Genomic DNA, 22,117 nt, shown 5'->3' on the forward strand with positions numbered 1-22,117 from the left:
ATCGTGTTTTTCTCAAGCTTCGGGAGAATATGGCTCAACTGGTATTTTTTTAATCGGAAGGGGGGTAAATCAGAATAGTTGGAAATAGAGTTCCAGCCCCGCTTATGCAAGGCTGGAGATAACATTTAGAAAGTAAATGCTAGGTTTGCTGCTGCACCTAGTTGGTTTTCACCAGCATAAGAGCCTGCGATGTCTAAGCTAACGACATCAAATGGGCTGATGCCAATACCTGCAGTAATTGAGTTTTCTAAAGTATCTTCTAGATCCATCTCATAACCTGCTCGTAGTTGTGCCCAACCCCAAGCATTGCCTTCAATACCAACTCGAACAAATTGAGTGTCGTCTGCTAGTTCTTTGAAACGTTTTTGCTTGGTTAAGTCGGCATCAATGCTAAATGAAACGTAGTCGCTTGCATAACCAAGACCTACAGTTGCTTGAGGGGTGAGTTCGTAAGTGTACCCACCAAGTTCTGTATCGATGTCTTGTTTGAACAGATCTTTAATAGTGATACCAGCGCGGAATGCATTTTTGTGCCACGCCATGCCTAGATCCATGTTGAAGGCACTCTTTGATACTTCACTCTTATCGTAATCTTCGACATCAAAATCATCTAGAGAAGTGCGCTGAGAGTAGGTCATCAATTGTTGGTATTTAGGAGAGATACCAAACGCGATGTTTTGGCCGCCTAGCTCAAAGTTGCGCGCAAATGAAACGCCGTATTCAGCAGTGCCAAATGCCACTAGCTCAACGTTTGAGTTCAGGTAGCGCTGCTCTACCGTACCAGAATCAGCAATGTCTGGAGCCGCGATCACTTCAACGTAACCTGTACTAAATAGGTTGATTGAAACATGGCGAGTCGGGATTGCGATAGCCAGACTTAGACCACCGTTGATTGCTACTGGAGCACTATCATCGAGCTTATCTAGTAAGCGAGACATTTCTGCCTCATCTGCAGGTGTTGGCATGCCTTTAATGCGATCGTACAGGTCTTGCGCATCTTCGACAGTGGTAAGCGCTTCATCTTTGTCATTCGCATTGATACCAAATGCAGGCAGAAGTAGGCCGACATCATCGTTTTCACGGTATAACGCACCAAGAGCAGGGTTGTGAAGTGGGGCTGTTAGGTAATCTGCTGAAACCACACCAGTGTTACCCATCGCATGGCTGCGAGCATCTGCGACGTATGGTGCCGCAATTGATTGTGTTGAAAGCACGGTTAGTGCACTAGCCACTGCAAAAGCTAATTTGTTCATAACGTTTCCATTGTTACTTTATATTTTTGTTGCCGAAGCAATTGAATAGATCGGATTTACAGTTGCATTGTTATAGGTGTGCAGACGTTGGTCTCTGTCTGCTTATGCAACCTATGTAAATTGTCTCATTATTTAGACGCTCTTATCAATTATCTTGTAAATATATTTGAGCAAAAATATGTGGTTATTGATTGCTTTCTAGGCAGCTATAAAAATAAGCTCAAATGAAAGGCCTTTGGAGTGGTTTATGCGCACAGAAATACTGCCACCCATGTCACGCATATTATTAGCCGTGATCGCTAAACCGAGTCCTAAACCTTTACCAATTTTCTTTGAGGTTTGGAATGGCTCGAACATGGATTCAAGCATCTCATCCGATACGCCGCAGCCATTATCACTGACAAGCAGTTCAACTTGATTTTCTGTTGGATTGACGATCAAACTCAGCTGCGGATTGTCGGTTTGGTCCATTGCATCCAATGCGTTTGACACAAGATTGCCGAGCACTTGAAGCAGTCGTTGTTCTTCACCCATGATGTTAGGTAAATCGTGAGGAACGCGCACACGTACGTCCACGTTCTCTAATTGAGATTGATAGACTCGTAGGGTTTCTTCTAAAGCGGTTGTGAGGGAAATCTCTTGTAGTCTTTCAGGCTTGTTGTAAGCAAATGTCTTTAGCTGACTGGTCATGCTTGCCATGCGATCAATCAGTTTCTGTACTAAGACATTGTTGGCTTTCATCATCTCGGTTTCGCCACGTTCCGCTAGCAGCTCGTTTGTAGTGAGCAGGGTTCGCAAGCCTGTTAGTGGCTGATTGAGCTCATGAGTGAGTGCGCTCGACATGCGACCTAGGGCTGCCATTTTGCTCGATTCAATTAATTGGCTTTGCGCTTCTTTTAGCGCTTGAGTTCGCTCTTCTACCCGCTGCGCCAGTTCTTGGTTTACCTGTTGCAGTGATTGCTCGGCTTTTTTCCGCTTGCTGATATCGATGATCGTCGCAAGGAAATACTGCTCGCCATGCCATGGAAAACTGGTCAGAGAAAATAGGACAGGAAAGACGCTTCCATCGCTGCGTCTGGCAATGGTTTCGACGGTACTGATCTCTGCGAGCTCTTTATGTTTAGGCAGGTCCTTCAGTAACTTAAGTGTGGTGGAATTGGGATTGCCTGCGTCGAATAACTCCCAAGCAAAAGCGTGTCGATTGACGCTTTCCGGTAAACAGAACAAACGCTTCGCCATTGGGTTGAGATCGAACAGTTGCCCTTGTTCATCAATCAATAGCAAACCTACGTGGGTCTTATTGATCATCTGTTTCAAGCGGCGTTGGGATTCTTCCAACAGGGCTTGAATTCGTTGTTGGTTGATGTGCTTTTGGCGACGTTGTAGACCAATGATGACGAGTAATACAACCAATAAGAGCAGCACCGCCACGCTCCAACCAATCACGTTTATGGTTTGTTGAATCGGCTTAGAAGGGGTGAGGTAGCTTACGTACCAATTCAAATCATCCAATTTAACGGTGTGCGCAAAGTAGCGTTGTTGGTTGAGCGTCCACACACTGATATTGGTGTTGTCGTATAAGCGCTGCGTTTCTAACTGAACGGTGTTGCTCGGTTCGTTAAACCAGTCTGCGTTATAGAGCGAGCTGCTTGATAGGAAAAAGCGTTGCTGGCGATTTTGCAACGTAATGATGTCTTGGCTAGTAATGGTCTGTTCGGTCAACAAGCTGAGGTTGATCTGCACCACCACAATGCCTGCGATATCCAGACCGTCGTAGATAGGGGCTGCAAGGTAATACAACGGACTCGAACCTTTGGTTTTGTTCACCAAGGAAACACCGCCGCCTTGATTGTGAATTTGTTCCACAATGGCTTTTCGGTCAGACAAGCTAAAGCGCTCTTCTATCAAACTCGACACCAATACTTCACCAAAGTTAGACAGAATTAACCACCCTTCTGTATTGGCAGCTTTATCGAGTTGAGTCAGTTGGGTTTGCAACGGTTCGTAATAAGTTCGGTTTCCTTTCACAAACGCGATGGTTTCTGGGTTATTGGTGACGAGGTAAGGTAAGTGGTAGAAGCGTTTGAGTGCACGGCGAACTTCACCAATATAGTCGAGTAGTTTTTGTTGAGCTTCGGTTTGAGTTTGTACACTCAACCACTGACGGGCAACCTCTCTGCTGGCGCTATAGCAAGACAACATAAGCACTGCCGCAATTGCGACCACAAGCCATGTTTTGCCATTCCTTTTGCGCTGCATACCGACTCCATTCAGCTAGTGCGTTCTCACCAACAGTCATTAAAGAGTGCGCCTAACTGGTTGGATGTTAAAGACTTGTAAGCAAGAAGTGAGATCTAGCTCCTTTTCTCCTCAGTGGTTTTTGCTACCGTTAATAAAGATCTATTTCTTTCCCACCCCATAAAGCAGGCAGTAACTCATGGCTTTTGACGACATCCCTAAAATTGCACTTATCGAAGACGATGACATTGTTCGTCAGGCTACCCGTCAGTGGCTGCAACTGGCGGGGTTCGACGTGAACGCGTTCAGTTTGGGGGAGGAGGGCAAAGCCGCCATTCTTAGCCAAGAATTTGATGCGATTGTAAGTGATGTTCGCCTGCCGGACACCGATGGTTTGTCGATACTAGAAAGCCTGATTGCCAATCACATTCCAACGCCGATTATCTTGATCACCGGACATGGTGACGTTGATATGGCGGTAGGCGCATTACAAAACGGTGCGTTCGATTTTATCGAGAAACCTTTTCAACCTGAGCGCTTATCCCAACGAGTGACCGAAGCGGTCGAGAGTTATCGCGCACAAACGTCTACTCAAGATCGCCAAGAGTACCTTTCTAGCGTTAGTGGTTTAGAAGAAGTGTTGATTGGGCGAAGCCGAGTGATGCAACAGCTTAGAGAACAAGTTGCCAAGTTAGCACGCATTGATACTAACGTGATTATTTACGGTGAAACAGGTTGTGGTAAAGAGCTGGTAGCGACCAGTTTGCACAATGAAAGCCAACGCAGAACCCATCATTTTGTGCCAATCAACTGTGGTGCAATTCCTGAGAATCTGTTTGAAAGTGAGCTGTTTGGGCATGAAGCAGGGGCATTTACCGGAGCGGGTAAAAAGCGCATTGGTAAATTGGAATTCGCGGATAAAGGCACCTTATTCTTTGATGAAATCGAGAGTATGCCGCTGTCCATGCAAGTGAAAGTGCTGCGTTCATTACAGGAACATACAGTAGAGCGCGTTGGAGGTAATCAACAGATCTCAGTTGATTTGAGAGTGATCGCCGCCGCGAAAGAAGATCTCAATGATCATGATGAGTTTCGTCAGGATTTGTACTATCGACTCAATGTCGCGCAGATCTATTTGCCACCGCTACGTGAGCGAGAAGAAGACGCGTTGATCTTGTTCGAACATTTTGCGCTGAAAAGTAATCCTGAGAGTCGTCCGCTGAGTGAAGCCGATAGAAAAGCCATTCTTGCTTACGCTTGGCCCGGGAACGTGCGCGAGCTAAGGAATGTCGCGATGCGTTTTGCACTGGATGAGACCGTTTCCGTAATGGAAATTCTCTCCAGCCGACCGTCTTCTACAACCGAAGAGACACAAGCAGGCGTTCCGTTGGCGATTCAGCTCCACAACTTTGAACGTAAGGTGCTGCATGACTCGCTAGTTCGACATCAAGGACGAATTACGGATGTGATGGTCGAGTTAGATTTACCGCGCCGAACCCTTAACCAAAAGATGCAGAAATTTGGTTTGAATCGCTCTGATTACACATAGAAAAAACGGCTTCTGAGGAAGCCGTTTTAGGTTAGTACTTAAAGCGAGCAATCTGCCCAGAGAGTTCTTGGGTTTGACCCAGAATATCTTCTGCGAGAGACTGCAGATTACCATTTACAGTTTGCATTTGGCCTGCGCTAGAGTCTAGTAGGTTCATATCATCTGCAACGGTTGAGCTAACGTTCGACTGTTCCTCACAGGCTGAAGCAACTGAGTCAACCATTTCATTGATAGATGACACAGAGCTGATGATACTGGTAAGTGCTTGTTGAATTTCATCAGAGCTTTCTTTAGTGCGCTCAATAAGCTGCTTTGATTTCTGTGTTGCATTAAAAGATGCTGAAGATTCAATTTGTAAACGCTCGATGATGCTCTCAATTTCGTTGGTTGAGTCATGAGTTTTTGATGCAAGAGCACGGACTTCGTCTGCTACTACAGCAAAACCGCGGCCACTTTCACCCGCGCGTGCCGCCTCAATTGCTGCGTTGAGCGCGAGTAAATTAGTTTGTTCGGCAATAGCTTTAATAACCTCAATAACTCGGCCTATGTCATCACTGCTCAATTTTAAAGAGTTTGCGCAATCGGCAGCACTCTCTAAACTTGAAACCAGTTCATCGATGTTGTGGGCGTTTACTTTAATCGTTTCGCCGCTGCGATGGCTTAGCTGCAATGCATCGTTTGATTGGTGCAATGTGTTCTCTGTATGAGCCGCGATTTCCTTCGTCGCAAGGTTGAACTGTTCTATTTTGCTCAAACTTTCATGGGTAAGGGAGGACTGCTGTGTTGTTTGTATGTTCATTTCATCTCGCAGTTGTGCAATAGCATGCCCATTTCTAGTTAACTGTTCTGTAGTTTTTGCAGTATCTACGATAATACTTTGAACAGTTGCGACGAACTTATTGAATGCGGAAGCAAGCTCTGTTACTTCATCATTGCCTTGCTCTACCACTCGCGATGTCAAATCCCCACCGCCAGCGGCAATATCATTCATGCTCTCTGACATTTGTTTAATTGGTGTCACCACTTTACGGTCTAGAACAAGGGAAATGAGTACTAAGTTGATCACGAAAACCAAAAACATAATTAAGGAAGAAATTGCCATAGCGTCAGAGAGTTTTTCACGAGCTGTTTCTTGATTAAATCCGATCGTCACGTTTCCTACAGGTAAGTTGTCCCAAGTAATTTTTACATTTGATGTACTTTCTATAGGAAGTGATTGTACTTCAGCCAGAGGCTTTCCGTTTTGGTCTGATACTAAAATAGAAGCAATAGAGTTTTTCTGTGCATAAGCATCGATGATGTTTTGTATTAGAGGCTTGTCATATACGTAAACGGGCTCTTGCAGAATGACTTCGAGTTCTGTAGTTACTTCGACAGCATTTTGGGCAGCTTCGGTTTCTACAGCGTTTTTACTGATTAAGTATTGAGCGGGTAAAGCCACAGCAGCAACGACAATCATGACTGCAGAGACCATCAGTATCATTTTTTGGGTGAGTTTATTCATGTGTCTAATCTCGTTTTGCTAATGGATCAAAGAAGTACTCTTGTGGCATCGACTTTGTCTCTTCTGTCAAATATGGGTTTTCAAGATCGATGATTGTGCGTTGTTCCAGTTTTGCTAAAGAAAGTGCCATTTTGACTTCGCGATCTGCAAAGAACATTTGCTCATAAGTACCATCGGCAAAGATCTCATCGATAATTGTGAAAATGTGTTCTTGAAGCTCTTCATTACCTTTTTGTACAAATAGCATATAAGGCATGCGGTAACGCAACATCAGATGGCTGTCTACTGCGAGTGGCAATTCAGGTTGAGATTCCACTTCTGCAAATGGCTCCATTACCCCACGGGCGAAGAAATGGCAACGGTTTCCAGCGAGCATCATTTCAAATATATTTGGGTATTTTAATGACTTCGCGGTTTTGATGTCGTTGGCATCAATAATGAACGTGTCAGGCCATGTTTTTCCTGAACAGACTGTGTATTTTTGAAGATCGGCTTTGTTACGTACCGTTGCTAACAGTTGGTGGTCTTTTTCGTGGATGAGCCCGATACGCATGCCTAACATTCCACGATATATTGGAAAGTAGATAGGTGTGAAGCGCTGCTCCATATCAGTACTTGTGGCGGTCCACATGATATCTAGCTTTCCGTTCTCTAGGTCTGCCATGATACGAGAACCTGCTGGTTCACCAGTCTTTGCGTAAATAAACTCGATGCTATCAAAGCGATTTGAGCGCTTTACAACTTCTTGAATTAGAGTCAAATGTAGCTTTTTATCGTCTGGTTTCCCTGCAACTTTTAACGACTCAGCGTGTATAGACGCTGATGTAATACCAGCCATTATTGCCGCAACTATAGTTGCTTTCTTCATTACTCCTCCCCCTTGGAGCATAAAATATTACGGCGATATTACTTTAAACGGCACTATGTTCTGTATTTTAATTTGATTGATATGTGAACATGATCACTAGACGTGTTGATAGCCCTATAAATTGAGCAAGTGGTGGCTACTCATTATGGAATTGTATATTTATGTAAATTCAAGTTTGGCTGTTGAAGTAGTTAGTTTCAACAGAGCATGGATTTAAACTTTCCTTTTTCAGAGTGTGCTTATTATCCTAAATTGTATCTGTGTGGCACTAAAAAACATCGTTATCGATTGTTGAACTCCTTCAATGTTATTTATATCGGTAACAGATGCACGTATTTTTCATGCATCCAAGCCACTTAAAGTGGCTTGGAACGAGCAGGGTAGGGATTAATTTTGTTTTTAGTCTGTCGCAAACGCAGTCTTAGAGTGAGTACTCTTAGCAGATACACTCAAGAAAACCATCGCAATCGTCGGAACAATCCAGCTTGCAAAGTAGTGGTACAGTGGCATGTTGCTGTCTAACCATTGGTTTGTGGCTTCTGGCATGTAACCTAGGATGTGCAACGCATCAACACAACCAAACGCTAGAGCAGTGAAAGCCGTCGCAACGACCATGATTTGCGACATCATGTTGCGCACAGGTGCCATGATCATCAACGCAATCGCTACTGGGTGAAGCGCCACAACCGCTGGTAATGTGATAGCCAATAGTTGCTCCAGACCTACGTTGGCGATCAAACCAGCCAATACCATGGTCGTGATAACGCAGCCTTTGTAGTTCACTTTGCTGAAAGTGTTGTCGTAGAACTCACTGCCTGCTGTGGTTACGCCGATAGCAGTAGTCAAACACGCCAATACCATCACGGCACCTAGTAATAGTGAACCAAATGCGCCGAAGTGGCTGAAGGTGAATGCCGTTAAAATGTCGCCACCATTGCTGAACTCAGAACCCAAGTATGAGCTTGTCGAGCCAATGTAAGCCAATGAGATGTAAACAAATGCCATGGCAACAGCGTACATCAAAGCTGCAATTAGCGTGTATTTTGCGGTGGTTTTCGGGCAATCCACACCCATGCTGCGAATCGCGCGGAAGATGATCCAACCAAAACCGATAGAACCTAGCGCATCCATGGTCATGTAGCCTTGGGTCAAGCCTTCAGCAAATGCGCCAGATACATATGGTCCCGTTGCAGTAGTAAGCTCGCCGGCTGGGTAAACCAGAGCGGTTACAGACATGATCACTAAAATAGCCATCAATGCAGGGGTTAAGATTTTGCCTAGGTTGTCGACCAATTTGCCCGGGTATAGCGCAAACAGGATAGTGATAACACAGAAAGCAATTGTGAAAGGCACCAAAGCGGCATCACCAAACATTGGTGCAAAGCTAAATTGGTAAGCGACGGTAATCGCACGTGGTATTACGAATGCAGGACCAATCACGATAAATACCATTACCCAAAAACTGGTCGCCAAAGGTTTAGGTAGGGCAGCGGTTAATTTGTCTGAACCGTTTACGATAGCCACCATCACCAGTGCCATTGCAGGCAGACCTACGCCCGTTAAGAGGAAGCCAGACATCCCGCTCAGAAAGTTTTCACCTGCTTGGTAACCCAAAAATGGAGGGAAGATCAGGTTACCCGCGCCTAAGTACATGGCGAAAGTCATGAAGCCCAAAGCGGCGATATTGCGTGCGCTTAACATTGTTATTCCTCTTATGTTTCGCTTGGAAGAAACTGAAAGGAATGGGAGGAGTATGTGGTGTTCCCGTCAGCTTCTTCTCAAGCTGACAGAAAGTTAAGGTATAGCCTGTCAGCTCTGAATCAGTTCCAGAGAGAGCAGGAGGATCGCAGCAGCAACGCCAGATGGGCGTTTTAAAGCGAATTGTAGTTGCGCAGTTGCTGACATGAGTGATCCTTAATGACGAAAAAATACCAAGGAATACGTTTGCCTTGGCGTGTAGTTACCCTAACGAACATGAGGCTATTGGCACAACCCCGAAGTAGAAAATAAGTTGATACGGTCAATGTTTGTTTCTGAACTGGTGGATCGAACTGGTTTTTAAGTTCAAAATTAGAATAAATGACTTTTCATTTCGTTAACATGGCTTGTTTTGCTGTATTTTTGTGCTATTTGTAGTCGTTTAGGCTATAAGCCTCCGCTGATAAAGTGAGCAGTTTAGAATGATGCGCTTTTTATTCTTATTGTTAAGACGCTCATTAGTTGCAGTTCAATCCAAAATTGCATCGGCAAAATATTGCTTATTAGCGAATCGTGCATTTATTTTGTCTTGATCACATTTTATTAACCTTTTGCGATCTAGGCGTGCAACCTTCTTCTCTTGAATAAGCAAGATCTTGCTCATTGCTTTGCTATCAAATCAGCAGAATTTTGCTCATTTTTGATGTATTTCTGTGCTTAGGTCAACAAATACAATGACTTAAAAGTTGGCATTTCAATTGCTCTAGGGAATTTATTGTTAATAAAGATTTAACATGATGTAAATCCCCAATCGTGAAACGACTACACGGAGAGTAATAATGAAAATGAATAAGCTGGTAAAAGCTTTGGCTGTCGCTGTGACTTCTTTTGGTATTGCTGCTAACGCTGCGGCAGAAGATCGTAGTTACATTCTTGCAACGGCATCGACAGGTGGTACTTACTACCCTGTGGGCGTAGCGTTGGCGACGTTAAGCAAAGTGAAATTGGCACCAAAGCACCACTTCTCCCTTTCTGCAATCAGCTCTGCGGGCTCTGGTGAAAACGTCAAACTGCTGAACGAAAACGAAGCACAGTTCGCGATTCTACAAGGTCTTTATGGTGCGTGGGCTTGGTCTGGTGAAGGTCCTTATGAGAAGAGCGGTCGCCAAGAGCAGCTGCGTTCAGTCTCTATGCTGTGGCAAAACGTTGAGCACTTTATTGTTCGCTCTGACTTAGCAAAAACTGGCACGGTGACAGATCTGAACAACCTAGACGGTAAAAAGTTCTCTATCGGTAAGAAGAACTCTGGTACTGAGAACTCGGGTCGCCAAATCATGAAAGGTCTGAAGGTAGACCCTGATAAATTCAATCTTGCTTACATGGGCTACGGCGGCAGTGCGAGCGCACTTCAAAACGGTACCATTGACGGCATGAACACGCCTGCGGGTGTGCCAGTTGGTGCAGTAACCCAAGCTTTTGCTGCGCTAGGCAAAGATATTTCGATTCTTTCGTTTACCGATGAGCAGATTAAAGAGGCGAATGGCAATTACAACCTATGGACGAAGTACGAGATCCCAGCGAACACGTACCCGGGTCTAGATAAGCCGATCACCACCATTGCACAGCCAAACTTCTTGGCAGTTCGTGAAGATATCTCGGAAGAAGACGTTTACCAGCTAACCAAAGCGATCTACGAGAACCTGCCTTTCCTACAAGGTATCCACAAAGCAACCAAAGCAATGGCGATTGAGAAAGCGATTGCTGGTTTGCCAGTGCCTCTTCACCCAGGTGCGGCGCGTTACTACAAAGAAATGGGCATCGAAATCCCATCAGACTTAATGGCGAAATAACGCCAACTTGGCCCCGAGTTTTGGCTCGGGGCATTTTATCCCTACCGATTTCTAAGATGGAAAAAGCCGCCAGAGCTTGGAGTATGAGATGAGCGACTCAATAGAAAAGGAATTGCAGAAGTTTGAGCTGCCCACGCGCACTGATTTTCCGTGGGTAACCACCACAATCACAGTGTTTGGCGTGGTGTTGTCTGCTTTGCACATTTGGTTTAATACCTTATCGACGTTACCAGAGTTATGGATTTCCGCGACCCACTTTGCTGGCTTTGCGGTGATTTGTGCGCTTTGGTATCCGGCTCATATCTCTCTCAAGCAGAGTAAGATTGCACTCGGTATCGATGTGTTAATTGCCATGGGCGCGGTCGCATGTTTACTCTATATTCCCTATGCCGAAGATGCGCTGTATGAACGTGGTGTTAAGTTCGTGACCAGCGATTGGGTCTTCGCCATCATGGCAATTCTGATTGTGATTGAGCTGATCCGACGCACCATGGGCTGGTTTATTCCAGTGCTGATTGTGGTGTGTTTAAGCTACGTTGTGCTTTGGGGTAAGTGGGCGACAGGTATTTTCCATTTCCCGGGTTTGAGCATGGAAACTTTGCTCTACCGTAGCTTTTATTCTTCTGAGGGCATGTTTGGCTCTATCTCGCGCATCAGTTGGACTTTCGTATTCATGTTCATTCTGTTTGGTGCGTTTCTCGTTCGCTCTGGTGTCGGTGATTACATCATCAATGTGGCACGTGCTGCGGCTGGCAAAATCATTGGTGGTCCGGGTTTTATTGCGGTGATTGGCTCCGGTTTGATGGGCTCAGTATCTGGCTCTAGTGTGGCAAATACGGTTTCCACCGGTGTTATCAGTATTCCTTTAATGCAAAAAGCAGGTTTTCCTTCGCGCTTTGCGGCGGGGGTTGAAGCTGCAGCGTCGACAGGTGGTCAGTTGATGCCACCAGTGATGGGGGCGGGTGCTTTCATCATGGCGTCTTACACGCAAATTCCTTACGTCGATATCATCGCAGTGTCTTTTATTCCTGCTCTTATCTATTTCTTGTCTGTGGCGTTCTTTGTGCGTATCGAAGCCAAACGCAGCGGCGTTCAAAAAATCACGACCAGCGATGAATCTCTATTAAAAGTGTTGATCAGCGGTTGGCACAACCTTATCCCGCTGGCGGTATTGGTTACTTTGTTGGTTCAAGGCTTTACGCCAACTTATGCTGCGGGCTTGTCGATCATTTCTGTGGTGGTGGCTTCTTGGTTCTCGAAAGATCACAAGATGGGACCAAAAGCGATCATCGAAGCACTTTCACAAGGTGCGAAAAACATGGCGACAACCGCCGTATTGCTGGTGGGTATTGGTTTGGTGATCAACGTGATCAGCACAACGGGCATCGGCAACACGTTCTCATTGATGATTGACGGTTGGGCAAATGGTGACTTGTTCATCATGATCGTTCTGATTGCGCTCGCTTCTCTTGTTTTGGGTATGGGTTTACCTGTGACAGCGGCGTATATTGTATTGGGTACACTGTCTGCCCCTGCGCTTTACAAATTGATTGCGGAAAATCAATTGCTTGAATTGATGGTGTCAGGTCAATTGCCTGAACAAGCAAAAGCCATCTTTATGTTGGCGGCGCCAGAAAAGCTGGAACTGCTTAATGCACCAATGGCGTTGGAAACGGCGAAAGAAATGGTGGCGCTAGTACCTGCGGACTTTATGGAAACCCTATTAGAGCAAAGTCTGGGTATGGAAGCGGTAGGTTTGGCATTGCTGGCTGCACACCTCATCATCTTCTGGTTATCGCAAGACAGTAACGTCACGCCACCAGTGTGTTTGACTGCATTTGCGGCGGCAACCATCGCCAAAACACCACCGATGCGTACCGGTCTGATGGCGTGGAAAATTGCCAAAGGTTTGTATCTTGTGCCGTTGTTGATTGCTTACACAGGCTTAGTCAGTTGGGATGTGACGTCAGTGATTACTGCAGGCTTCTTTGCCATCATCGGTACCTATGCATTGATTGGTGCGATTGAAGGCTACTTGGAAGGTCCTCTAAACATTCTGACGCGTCTCTTGTTGGTAGTGGTGGGTACATTGCTGGTTTGGCACGACATCCCAATGTTGGTTCGTGTGGCAAGCTGCGCGGTATTTGTCGCGGTGTTCATTTACAGTGGTCGCAAGTTCAAATTGCAACAATCTCAACTATCGGTTTTATAAGAGGTCGTATGAAATCAGTCTATGACTACATCATTGTTGGTGGCGGTATCGTTGGTGTGTCGACAGCATGGCAACTGCAGCAACGCCACCCAGACAAGTCCATTTTATTGGTTGAGAAAGAGTCCGGTTTTGCGAAGCACCAAACCGGACACAATAGCGGCGTGATTCATGCTGGAGTGTACTACGCACCGGGCAGCCTAAAAGCCGACTTTTGTAAGCGTGGGGTAGAGCGAACCATTTCGTTCTGTGCTCAGCACGATATTCCGGTGGAGAACTGTGGCAAGTTACTGGTTGCGACCAATGAGCAAGAAGTCGAACGCATGAATGCCCTCTATGAGCGCTGCCATGTCAACGGCATCGACGTAAAGCTACTCGATGAAGTTCAACTTAAACTGGCTGAGCCAAACATCACGGGATTGGGCGCGATTTATGTCAAAACCACCAGTATTGTCGATTATCGTTTGGTCACTGAGCAGATGGCGGAAGAGTTCAAAAAGCTCGGCGGTCAAATCAGTTTGAGAACCAAAGTTGTGGCTGCCGAAGAGAAGGACGAAGAAGTCCAACTGACCTGCACTTCAGACGGTCAAACCATGCAGCTCAATGCCAAATTCTTGGTCACTTGCAGCGGCTTGATGGCGGATCGCATGACTAAGATGATGTCTATTCCGACCGATTTCCAAATCATTCCTTATCGTGGTGAATACTACCGTTTAGATAGCAAACACGACCAAGTGGTGAATCATCTCATTTATCCAATTCCAGACCCCGATTTGCCATTCTTGGGCGTCCACCTGACCCGCATGATTGATGGCAGTGTGACCGTAGGTCCAAATGCCGTGCAAGGCTGGAAGCGAGAAGGGTACGACAAGGTTAACTTCAGCTTGCAAGATACCATGCAAATGCTCAGTTTCTCCGGCTTTTGGAAGGTGACACAAAAGCATCTAAAAACCGGATTGGATGAGTTTAAGAACTCGTGGTGGAAGCCGGGCTACCTCAAGTTGGTCAACAAATATTGCCCAAGCATCAAAGTCGACGATCTCAAACCATATCCTGCGGGTATTCGTGCGCAAGCAGTGTTATCCGACGGAACCTTGGTTCATGACTTCTTGTTTGCCGAGAGCGCAAGAAGCTTACACGTTTGCAACGCCCCCTCTCCTGCAGCGACATCTGCAATACCGATTGGGGAATACATTTGCGATAAAGTGAATGAGAAGATAGAAGCGAAAACCGAGACGGTTTAACAGTAAAAAGCCAAACTAGAAGTACACCAGAAAAATTATTACTCTTTTTGTTGGGTTATTAGTGTCGGGTGTGCCGGAAGTTTGGCTTTTACTTTGGTGGTTGGGTAACTTCCTTTTTATGATACTCGGGTTTATCAGGAGAGGGATGGATGAAATTAGGTTTAGCCAATCATAAAGTAGACGTCGTTAAACATGACCCTGCATGGCGACAGGAGTTTGTTGATATCGTGCGCTATTCTTCGAGTGTGGATTGTATCGCAAGATAACGTAATTTATATGTATAAAGCGATTTAAAGGTGACGTATGGCAGCGTTTAACTTACATTTTTAAGATGTTTTCTAGCTCTTTCTATTTAAATTTGTATTTATTGGAGGAGTTATGATTACGAAGCAACATCTTAGGAAAGTTTGGAAGAATGAAGCGAGAGTTTCAGATGAATATTTACTAGTTATAAGCGAAGAACTTTCATCAAAGCTAGTTGAGTGTAAGTTAGATAGCGAATTACGAATATCGCACTTCATTGCTCAATTGGTAAAAGAGGTAGGTCCTTATATCACGCTTGAAGAGAATTTCAATTATTCAGTTCAGGGGTTAAAAAATACATTCAAAACCTATCGTAAAAATCCAGAGCTAGCAGAAAAACATGGAAGAAACGCCGCAATCAATCAAAAAGCCAATCAACAAGCAATAGCAAACAATGCGTATGCTATGAGAATAGGGAATGGAAGTGAAAGCACTGGTGATGGCTGGAAGTACCGCGGTAGAGGAATGATACAGCTTACAGGTAAGGGGAATTATGCTGCAATAGAGGGAGTGCATGCCAACATCTGGGATGAAGATGTGAGTTTTGTTTCCTCCCCAAACCTTGTGGCTAAACCAAAATATGCAGTAAGGACTGCGATGATTTTTTGGTTAAATAACAAGTTATATTTGAAAGCTGATAAAGGAGCCTCTCGTACTGTCACGGATAGTATTACAGCGGTAGTTAATAAAAATACAGATTCATATGGACAACGACATGAGATTTTTGAAAGGCTGTATAAAAAAGGTACATTCAAAGATATTTTTAGGTAGTTTTTTTTTGACGATGTTGTTGGTACCTACTCCATCTTTAAGTTTTCAAATCTTGAGTTTTAATGATGCATATCTGTTATCAGGTCACGAGTTGGAGTCAGATTATATGGTCTACGTGCCAGGCTCTATGGAAGCAGAAATTACCAATGTGTTTAAATTTGATTGTGAAGGCCGCCGTGTTGAAGCGGTGAAAATTGGTAGCGAGATTAACAACGCAGCGACGTATGGCGAACATCTCCAATACTATTTCTTTCTCGTGAGAGATCATCAGTTTCACGTTCCTCTAAGAATTGTTGAATCTTTTCAAACGGTTGATAAAGAGTCCAAAGAGGTTCTATCGGAACATTTACCAATTACCAAGCATGATGCTTCTGATTTAGCATGCGATTTGATTCGACCTCAGATTATGAGTTATCAGTTTACACAAGCGTTTGAAGCCGTTGCTAAACCAGAAAAGAACAAAGGCGACTAAACTGTCGCCTTTGCTGTATTTGGAAGAGCCGTTAGGACTGTCCACCTTTAGGGCAAAGTTCGCCTTTCTTGGCGTGTCTTTCAATCATGTAATCGCCTCGGGCACTGTGCAAAACAATCGCATTCCACACTTGCCCGTCTTTGAGTTCAAACTCCATCGCATAGTGTATACCGCCGACAACTTGGGTTCTCACATCATTGATTTGTTTTAGCTTATCCGTCGCATTCATTTGATGCAGAATCATACTGAGAGAGCGCTCAGCATCTGGGGTGACTTTCGCCACTTGCCAACCTCCCGGGACGTCACCTTGCGCATCGCATATCGCTTGCATTTTCTTTTTCAAAGCTGGTGACATTTGTTTGTCGACTGCCAGTGCAATGTTAGCAAATGGAAGCGCGGTAATAGCCACAATGGTTGTCCACATCATCCTTAACTTCATAATTCACTCCGTTGTTTTGTTATTGATTGAGTATAAGCACGACTTTCACGGTTTACATAATCACAGGATATAGATACGGAACAGAAGAGTGAAAGGGTAAAAAACGATCGCTTTTGAGTAGCACTCGTAACACTGTTTAGAGGAGGAGACGTTATGAGTCTGAAGCATTATTTTGAAAAGGTCTCACCAAAGTTTGAACCAGGAGGCCAGTACCACAAGTTCTACCCACTCTTTGAAGCTGTTGAAACCCTTTTTTATACGCCGGGTAAAGTGAATCATGGCACTACACACGTTCGAGACAGTATCGATTTAAAGCGCATCATGATTATGGTGTGGCTAGCCGTATTTCCTGCGATGTTTTGGGGTATGTACAACATTGGTCAGCAATCCAGTGACGCTTTGCTCTATGGCCTTGACCAGGCGGCAGCGCAGCGAGCTATTGATGCCTCTTGGGGGCTAAGCTGGCTTTGGGGTTCGGTAGAAGCCGCGAGCCAAGCAGGTTGGGCAAGCAAAATGCTTGTTGGCGCGACCTATTTTCTGCCTGTCTACGCGACGGTGTTCATCGTCGGTGGTTTTTGGGAGGTTCTGTTTGCTATCGTCCGCAAACATGAAGTGAATGAAGGCTTCTTCGTGAGCTCCATTCTGTTCTCATTGATTCTGCCGCCAACCATTCCACTGTGGCAAGCCGCCTTAGGTATCACTTTTGGTATCGTGGTAGCGAAAGAAATCTTCGGTGGCACGGGGCGAAACTTCTTAAACCCGGCACTAGCAGGGCGAGCCTTCTTGTACTTCGCTTATCCCGCTAACATGTCTGGCGGTGCGGTTTGGGTTGCGGCAGATGGTTACTCCGGCGCGACACCGCTGAGCCAATGGTATGAAGGTGGTCAGAGTGCCTTGACTAACAACATGACGGGGCAGCCTATCTCATTGATGGACGCGTTTGTTGGCAATCTGCCCGGTTCGATGGGGGAAGTATCCACCTTACTGATCGCGCTAACAGGTCTGGTGCTGATCTTTATGAAGATCGCTTCGTGGCGAATCGTTGCGGGTGTCTTTGTTGGCTTAGCTGTGACGTCGCTACTGCTTAATGCGATTGGCTCGAATACCAATCCTATGTTCTCTATGCCGTTTTACTGGCACTTTGTGATTGGTGGTGTTGCGTTTGGTACCTTCTTTATGGCGACAGACCCAGTATCGGCTGCCTTCACAAATGGCGGTAAATGGGCTTACGGTATTTTGATTGGCGTGATGACGATATTTATCCGAGTGCTTAACCCGGCTTATCCGGAAGGCATCATGTTAGCGATTCTGTTTGCCAACTTATTCGCACCGCTGTTCGACTACATGGTCAAAGAGAACAACATCAAACGCAGAATGAAAAGGGCAAGACCTTCGTAAAATGAGGTAAGCTTCACTGAAATTTGATTGAAAACTGCACTATATTGAAAAGGTCAGAGACATGGGGTTTCTGGCTTTTCTTTTTATCAGGAGGACGAAGACGATGAGAATTAAGGATATTCTCGATAGCCGTTTGGTGCTGTCGTTCTGGTACAACCTAGACTACTGCTTGTCTCTTCTTAGCAAAATCTCTGCACGTTAATTTCCTCAATGCTTCCGCATTGAAAAGCAATTTATCAGTTTGTTTTTAATCTTACGCTTAAGTGCGTAGGGTCGTGCGTATAAGGAAATTAACAATGAAACGTATCCCAGAACCGTTCCGTATCAAAATGGTTGAGCCAATCAAAATGACGACCTTGGCTGACCGAGAAGTTGCCCTCAAGCAAGCGGGCTTTAACCCATTTCTTCTTCGTAGTGATGATGTTTATATCGATCTGCTGACCGACTCTGGCACTGGTGCTATGAGTGACAATCAGTGGGCAGGCATCATGATGGGTGATGAGTCCTATGCTGGCAGTCGCAACTACTACAACTTGTGTGATGCCGTAGAGCATTTCTTTGGTTACAAGCTGACAGTACCTGCGCACCAAGGCCGTGGGGCGGAGCAAATCTTATTCCCTGCTTTGATTGAGCGCATGCGTCAGGTGCGTGGTGGTGAAACGCCCGTGTTTATCTCGAATTACCACTTCGATACCACAGCGGGCCACATTGAACTCAATGGCGGTAAAGCGATTAACGTGGTAACGGAAGAAGCGTTCGATACCACAACGCCATATGACTGGAAGGGTAACTTTGACCTTAATAAGCTGGTAGCAACGATTGAAGAACATGGTTCTCAAAACATCTGTGCAATCATCACAACGGTCACGTGTAATAGTTCAGGCGGTCAGCCAGTGTCGATGGAAAACATGCGCAGCGTGTACGAGATCGCAACCAAGTACGACATTCCTGTGGTGATTGATTCGGCTCGTTACTGTGAGAACGCTTACTTTATCAAGCAGCGTGAAGCGGGTTATGAGAACAAGTCGATCCTCGAAATCATTCGTGAGATGTACCAATATGGTGACATGCTCACCATGTCTGCGAAGAAAGATCCGATGGTGAATATTGGTGGTATGTGTTGTATTCGCGATCATCAAGAGCTTTTCCAAGCGGTTCAAACACGATGTGTACCGATGGAAGGCTTTGTCACTTACGGTGGTATGGCAGGTCGTGATATGGAAGCCTTGGCTCGCGGGTTGTATGAAGGTGCGGATGAAGACTATCTTCACTACCGTATTAGCCAAGTACAATATTTGGGTGAACGTCTACGCGAAGGGGGTATTCCAATTCAATACCCAACAGGTGGTCATGCTGTCTTCGTTGATGCGGCGAAGATCTTACCGCATATCCCCGCGGATCAATTCCCTGCACAGGTACTGTGTAATGCCTTGTATTTAGAGGCAGGCATTCGTGCGGTAGAGATTGGCTCACTGTTGCTTGGTCGAGATCCGGAAACGGGTAAACAAAAAGCTTCAGAACTTGAGTTGATGCGTTTGACCATTCCACGTCGTGTCTACACCAACGATCACATGGATTACATCGCCGATGCGATCATCGAGTTGAAGAATCGTGCTGATGAACTAAAAGGATTGACGTTTGAATACGAACCACCAGTACTTCGCCACTTCACGGCTCGTTTCCGCGAACTGGATTGATAGCTCTGAGGGTCGATAATCCAGACATTGATAGCGTTAATTAAGCAAAAAGCCGCGAACTTCGCGGCTTTTTTCAATTCATCTGAGTGTCGAGTTACGCTAAATCTAGCGTGATTCGCACAAACTGCTCGTCTTGGTACAACACTTCGTAATTGAAGGTGTTGCTGGCATAAATACTACCAAGGAACAGAGAGCGTTGACTCATAGGTCCACGGAAAAGCATCGAAATAGGTGCGATTAAGGCGTTATTATCGTCGAAGTGTTGGTTTAAGTTATCAGACAGAACACATAGCAAACAACCATGTTGGTCGTGGGATAAATCGACATCTTCAGGACGAGAAAGCAGAACCGTCGTACCTAATTTCTTTTCGACTTCGTTGATCAGCAGTAGGTAGCTATCGAGGTGAGGTTGTGGGTTACTAGGTTTATCGGCACCTACACAACGTTCAAGTAAAGCTTCTAGATTGCCATTTTCCCCTTTTGCTTGTTGAGTCAGAGACTTTAATGGCTTTTTAATCAGTTTGTAGCGATTACTTTTGAGCTTAGGCTTAAGCCATTTTTGCAGTAGGTCGTTACGTTCTTTAAGAGGAAGAATTCGCGATGATGCGTGGATTTTGAAGTGCAGGTGTAATAAGGCGTGCACCGCAAGCTCGCTAAGTAATTGATTAGCGTCAGCGGACTGTTTTGCCTGTTTAGAACTTTGCATTACACTCTAAATTCTTTGAAAGAAAGGAATGGTGCCGAGAGAGGGACTCGAACCCTCACACCTAAGGCACTAGCACCTCATGCTAGCGTGTCTACCAATTTCACCATCTCGGCATCATGATGCTCTGAATACACAGAGGCTTCGAAATGAAGCGTGCCAAATTGTATATCCAAAATCCATAGATTGGCGAGAGCAAAATTGCTCATTTTTGGTCTTTGGTGTTCGATTGGACATTTATTGTTCATTTTTGGTGATTTCACTATTCGTCACCCTCCTAATACCCCTATTTTCCCTACAAGTATGACCACAAAATAGCATCTTTGCTTAAATTATGAGCGCTTGAACGTTTGCGTAAATAAATGTGATGAATATCTCTTTTTGTTGGCTATACTTGCGACCCGTTTAAGCGGGAATTAGGGTTCGTTGTTCAGGACCCTTACCCATACAAGCCGTCACATGGAGCAGGAAGAGTCGAGAGCTCTCCAGCAGTGAATGACCCCACGGACCGGACCAGCTACGTTCAATTGCTTGTATAAGGTAAAAATAAGATGTCGAACTATCCGTTCTTCCTTCAATTTGGATCTACGAGTGCGTTGTCACTCGATGCGTTGTCCCTTTCTTCTGCCAATGCTTTTGGCATTCCTTTCTTTTTCAACGTTCAGTAGGTCCGATTCATGAGTGTTCTATTTAGTCTATTTGGTATTGTTGCACTATTAGGTTGTGCGTTCCTGCTGTCAGAGAGCCGTTCTTCAATCAATTGGAAAACCGTGTCTCGAGCATTGCTGCTTCAAATGGGTTTCGCAGCCTTGGTGCTCTACTTCCCTTGGGGACAAGCGGCGTTAGCCAGTTTGAGCAATGGTGTCGCTGGGTTATTGAGTTTTGCCGATGAAGGCATCAAGTTCCTCTTCGGTGACCTCGCTTCTACTGGTTTCATCTTCGCGGTTCGCGTTCTTCCTATCATCATCTTCTTCAGCGCTCTTATCTCTGCCCTTTACTACTTGGGTATCATGCAAAAAGTGATTCAATTTATCGGTGGTGCCATCCAAAAGTTCTTGGGGACCAGCAAAGCAGAATCTCTTGTTGCAACCGGTAACATCTTCCTCTCTCAAGGCGAATCGCCACTTCTTATCCGTCCTTTCTTGCAAAACATGACTCGTTCAGAACTGTTCGCGGTAATGGCTGGTGGTATGGCGTCAGTCGCAGGTAGTGTACTAGGTGGTTACGCAGGTCTAGGTGTAGAGCTGAAATACCTAATCGCAGCGAGCTTCATGGCTGCTCCAGGTAGCCTGTTGATGGCAAAAATCATTGTGCCAGAGCGTCAAACGCCAAGCGATTACAACAACATCGAATTGGATAAGTCTGAAGAGAGCAACGTGATCGACGCGCTAGCAAGCGGCGCGATGGGCGGTATGAAAGTCGCGGTTGCGGTAGGTACTATGCTGATCGCATTTGTGAGTGTGATTGCGATGGTGAACACTGGGTTAGAAAACTTAGGTGAGGTGTTCGGCTTTGCGGGTATTACGCTACAAGCCATTTTTGGTTACCTATTTGCGCCTCTAGCTTGGCTAATTGGTGTGCCTAGTCACGAAGTTCTAGCGGCTGGTTCCTACATTGGTCAGAAGGTTGTAATGAACGAGTTTGTTGCGTTTATTGACTTTGTACAGCACAAAGCAACGCTGAGTGAGCACACTCAAGTGATCATCACTTTTGCACTGTGTGGCTTTGCGAACATCGGCTCTATTGCGATCCAGCTTGGTTCTATCGGTGTGATGGCTCCAGAGCGTCGTAAAGACGTAGCGAACATGGGGCTGAAAGCGGTAGCAGCTGGTACGTTAGCGAACTTAATGAGTGCATGTTTGGCGGGTATCTTTATTTCGCTATAATTGATTGTCACTATGTAAAAGCCCGCTATGATGCG

The 22,117-nt window shown here is 45.4% G+C and carries 16 protein-coding genes and 1 tRNA gene; 9 read left to right on the forward strand and 8 right to left on the reverse strand.

All coding sequences use genetic code 11. The annotated features are described in order from the left end of the window. Positions 1 to 125: 125 nt before the first annotated feature. Both J4N37_RS21645 and J4N37_RS21650 read right to left on the reverse strand, forming a co-directional pair. Positions 126 to 1,253, reverse strand: a complete 1,128-nt coding sequence (locus J4N37_RS21645) for a conjugal transfer protein TraF (protein ID WP_045387168.1) — start codon at positions 1,251 to 1,253, stop codon at positions 126 to 128. A gap of 198 nt (positions 1,254 to 1,451) precedes the next feature. After that, positions 1,452 to 3,512: a sensor histidine kinase gene (locus J4N37_RS21650; RefSeq protein ID WP_252042273.1), complete on the reverse strand. Its 2,061-nt coding sequence runs from the start codon at positions 3,510 to 3,512 to the stop codon at positions 1,452 to 1,454. A 178-nt stretch (positions 3,513 to 3,690) separates the two neighbouring features. Here J4N37_RS21650 and J4N37_RS21655 point away from each other — a divergent pair, with 178 nt between their 5' ends. Next, positions 3,691 to 5,040: a sigma-54-dependent transcriptional regulator gene (locus J4N37_RS21655; RefSeq protein ID WP_252042274.1), complete on the forward strand. Its 1,350-nt coding sequence runs from the start codon at positions 3,691 to 3,693 to the stop codon at positions 5,038 to 5,040. A gap of 31 nt (positions 5,041 to 5,071) precedes the next feature. On the opposite strand, the gene J4N37_RS21660 is transcribed toward J4N37_RS21655, so the two are convergent. The 3 genes from J4N37_RS21660 to brnQ all read right to left on the reverse strand — a co-directional run bounded on the left by J4N37_RS21660 (position 5,072) and on the right by brnQ (position 9,113). After that, positions 5,072 to 6,544: a methyl-accepting chemotaxis protein gene (locus J4N37_RS21660; RefSeq protein WP_171305561.1), complete on the reverse strand. Its 1,473-nt coding sequence runs from the start codon at positions 6,542 to 6,544 to the stop codon at positions 5,072 to 5,074. 4 nt (positions 6,545 to 6,548) lie between these two features. Beyond that, entirely contained in the window at positions 6,549 to 7,412 is an 864-nt protein-coding gene (locus tag J4N37_RS21665; RefSeq protein WP_171305560.1) for a transporter substrate-binding domain-containing protein, read from the reverse strand. 399 nt (positions 7,413 to 7,811) lie between these two features. After that, a complete protein-coding gene (gene brnQ, locus J4N37_RS21670; protein WP_252042275.1) occupies positions 7,812 to 9,113 on the reverse strand; it encodes a branched-chain amino acid transport system II carrier protein in 1,302 nt (433 codons plus the stop codon). Positions 9,114 to 9,949: 836 nt separating this feature from the next. Here brnQ and J4N37_RS21675 point away from each other — a divergent pair. From J4N37_RS21675 to J4N37_RS21695, 5 genes are all read left to right on the forward strand, one after another. Beyond that, positions 9,950 to 10,960 (forward strand): TAXI family TRAP transporter solute-binding subunit, encoded by a 1,011-nt coding sequence (locus J4N37_RS21675; protein WP_005374185.1) that lies wholly within the window; start codon positions 9,950 to 9,952, stop codon positions 10,958 to 10,960. An 88-nt stretch (positions 10,961 to 11,048) separates the two neighbouring features. Beyond that, positions 11,049 to 13,172 (forward strand): TRAP transporter permease, encoded by a 2,124-nt coding sequence (locus J4N37_RS21680; RefSeq protein ID WP_252042276.1) that lies wholly within the window; start codon positions 11,049 to 11,051, stop codon positions 13,170 to 13,172. 8 nt (positions 13,173 to 13,180) lie between these two features. Further along, positions 13,181 to 14,413, forward strand: a complete 1,233-nt coding sequence (lhgD, locus tag J4N37_RS21685) for an L-2-hydroxyglutarate dehydrogenase (RefSeq protein WP_104026002.1) — start codon at positions 13,181 to 13,183, stop codon at positions 14,411 to 14,413. 378 nt (positions 14,414 to 14,791) lie between these two features. Continuing rightward, positions 14,792 to 15,487: a glycoside hydrolase family 19 protein gene (locus J4N37_RS21690; RefSeq protein WP_050933245.1), complete on the forward strand. Its 696-nt coding sequence runs from the start codon at positions 14,792 to 14,794 to the stop codon at positions 15,485 to 15,487. Between the two features lie 106 nt (positions 15,488 to 15,593). Next, the gene (locus J4N37_RS21695; protein ID WP_252042277.1) at positions 15,594 to 15,959 is read left to right on the forward strand and encodes a hypothetical protein; all 366 of its coding nucleotides are present in this window, start codon (positions 15,594 to 15,596) and stop codon (positions 15,957 to 15,959) included. A 31-nt stretch (positions 15,960 to 15,990) separates the two neighbouring features. Here the strand turns inward: J4N37_RS21695 and J4N37_RS21700 are convergent, their stop codons facing one another. Continuing rightward, positions 15,991 to 16,398, reverse strand: coding sequence for a cystatin (locus J4N37_RS21700; protein WP_252042279.1), 408 nt, complete (start codon positions 16,396 to 16,398; stop codon positions 15,991 to 15,993). A gap of 153 nt (positions 16,399 to 16,551) precedes the next feature. Between J4N37_RS21700 and J4N37_RS21705 the strand changes: the two genes are divergently transcribed. Next, positions 16,552 to 17,796: an NADH:ubiquinone reductase (Na(+)-transporting) subunit B gene (locus J4N37_RS21705; protein ID WP_252042280.1), complete on the forward strand. Its 1,245-nt coding sequence runs from the start codon at positions 16,552 to 16,554 to the stop codon at positions 17,794 to 17,796. 296 nt (positions 17,797 to 18,092) lie between these two features. Then, the gene (locus J4N37_RS21710; protein ID WP_252042281.1) at positions 18,093 to 19,493 is read left to right on the forward strand and encodes a tryptophanase; all 1,401 of its coding nucleotides are present in this window, start codon (positions 18,093 to 18,095) and stop codon (positions 19,491 to 19,493) included. A gap of 94 nt (positions 19,494 to 19,587) precedes the next feature. On the opposite strand, the gene J4N37_RS21715 is transcribed toward J4N37_RS21710, so the two are convergent. Together J4N37_RS21715 and J4N37_RS21720 are read right to left on the reverse strand one after the other, a co-directional pair. Next, complete coding sequence (locus J4N37_RS21715) at positions 19,588 to 20,199, reverse strand: DUF2913 family protein (protein ID WP_009703776.1); 612 nt, start codon at positions 20,197 to 20,199, stop codon at positions 19,588 to 19,590. Between the two features lie 29 nt (positions 20,200 to 20,228). Further along, positions 20,229 to 20,312 (reverse strand) — tRNA-Leu (locus J4N37_RS21720). Positions 20,313 to 20,873: 561 nt separating this feature from the next. On the opposite strand from J4N37_RS21720, the gene J4N37_RS21725 reads away from it, so the two are divergent. Continuing rightward, entirely contained in the window at positions 20,874 to 22,082 is a 1,209-nt protein-coding gene (locus J4N37_RS21725) for a NupC/NupG family nucleoside CNT transporter (protein ID WP_252042282.1), read from the forward strand. Positions 22,083 to 22,117: the final 35 nt, after the last annotated feature.

It is taken from the genome of Vibrio sp. SCSIO 43153 (assembly GCF_023716625.1).
GTDB classification, from domain to species: Bacteria; Pseudomonadota; Gammaproteobacteria; order Enterobacterales; family Vibrionaceae; genus Vibrio; species Vibrio rotiferianus.

Coding starts and splice junctions, on each gene's coding strand:
- lhgD (WP_104026002.1), top strand. CDS start 13,181: ATGAAATCAGTCTATGACTACATCATTGTTGGTGGCGGTATCGTTGGT.
- J4N37_RS21690 (WP_050933245.1), top strand. CDS start 14,792: ATGATTACGAAGCAACATCTTAGGAAAGTTTGGAAGAATGAAGCGAGA.
- J4N37_RS21695 (WP_252042277.1), top strand. CDS start 15,594: ATGGTCTACGTGCCAGGCTCTATGGAAGCAGAAATTACCAATGTGTTT.
- J4N37_RS21650 (WP_252042273.1), bottom strand. CDS start 3,512: ATGCAGCGCAAAAGGAATGGCAAAACATGGCTTGTGGTCGCAATTGCG.
- J4N37_RS21700 (WP_252042279.1), bottom strand. CDS start 16,398: ATGAAGTTAAGGATGATGTGGACAACCATTGTGGCTATTACCGCGCTT.
- J4N37_RS21665 (WP_171305560.1), bottom strand. CDS start 7,412: ATGAAGAAAGCAACTATAGTTGCGGCAATAATGGCTGGTATTACATCA.
- J4N37_RS21680 (WP_252042276.1), top strand. CDS start 11,049: ATGAGCGACTCAATAGAAAAGGAATTGCAGAAGTTTGAGCTGCCCACG.
- J4N37_RS21675 (WP_005374185.1), top strand. CDS start 9,950: ATGAAAATGAATAAGCTGGTAAAAGCTTTGGCTGTCGCTGTGACTTCT.
- J4N37_RS21705 (WP_252042280.1), top strand. CDS start 16,552: ATGAGTCTGAAGCATTATTTTGAAAAGGTCTCACCAAAGTTTGAACCA.
- J4N37_RS21715 (WP_009703776.1), bottom strand. CDS start 20,199: ATGCAAAGTTCTAAACAGGCAAAACAGTCCGCTGACGCTAATCAATTA.
- brnQ (WP_252042275.1), bottom strand. CDS start 9,113: ATGTTAAGCGCACGCAATATCGCCGCTTTGGGCTTCATGACTTTCGCC.
- J4N37_RS21660 (WP_171305561.1), bottom strand. CDS start 6,544: ATGAATAAACTCACCCAAAAAATGATACTGATGGTCTCTGCAGTCATG.
- J4N37_RS21655 (WP_252042274.1), top strand. CDS start 3,691: ATGGCTTTTGACGACATCCCTAAAATTGCACTTATCGAAGACGATGAC.
- J4N37_RS21710 (WP_252042281.1), top strand. CDS start 18,093: ATGAAACGTATCCCAGAACCGTTCCGTATCAAAATGGTTGAGCCAATC.
- J4N37_RS21725 (WP_252042282.1), top strand. CDS start 20,874: ATGAGTGTTCTATTTAGTCTATTTGGTATTGTTGCACTATTAGGTTGT.
- J4N37_RS21645 (WP_045387168.1), bottom strand. CDS start 1,253: ATGAACAAATTAGCTTTTGCAGTGGCTAGTGCACTAACCGTGCTTTCA.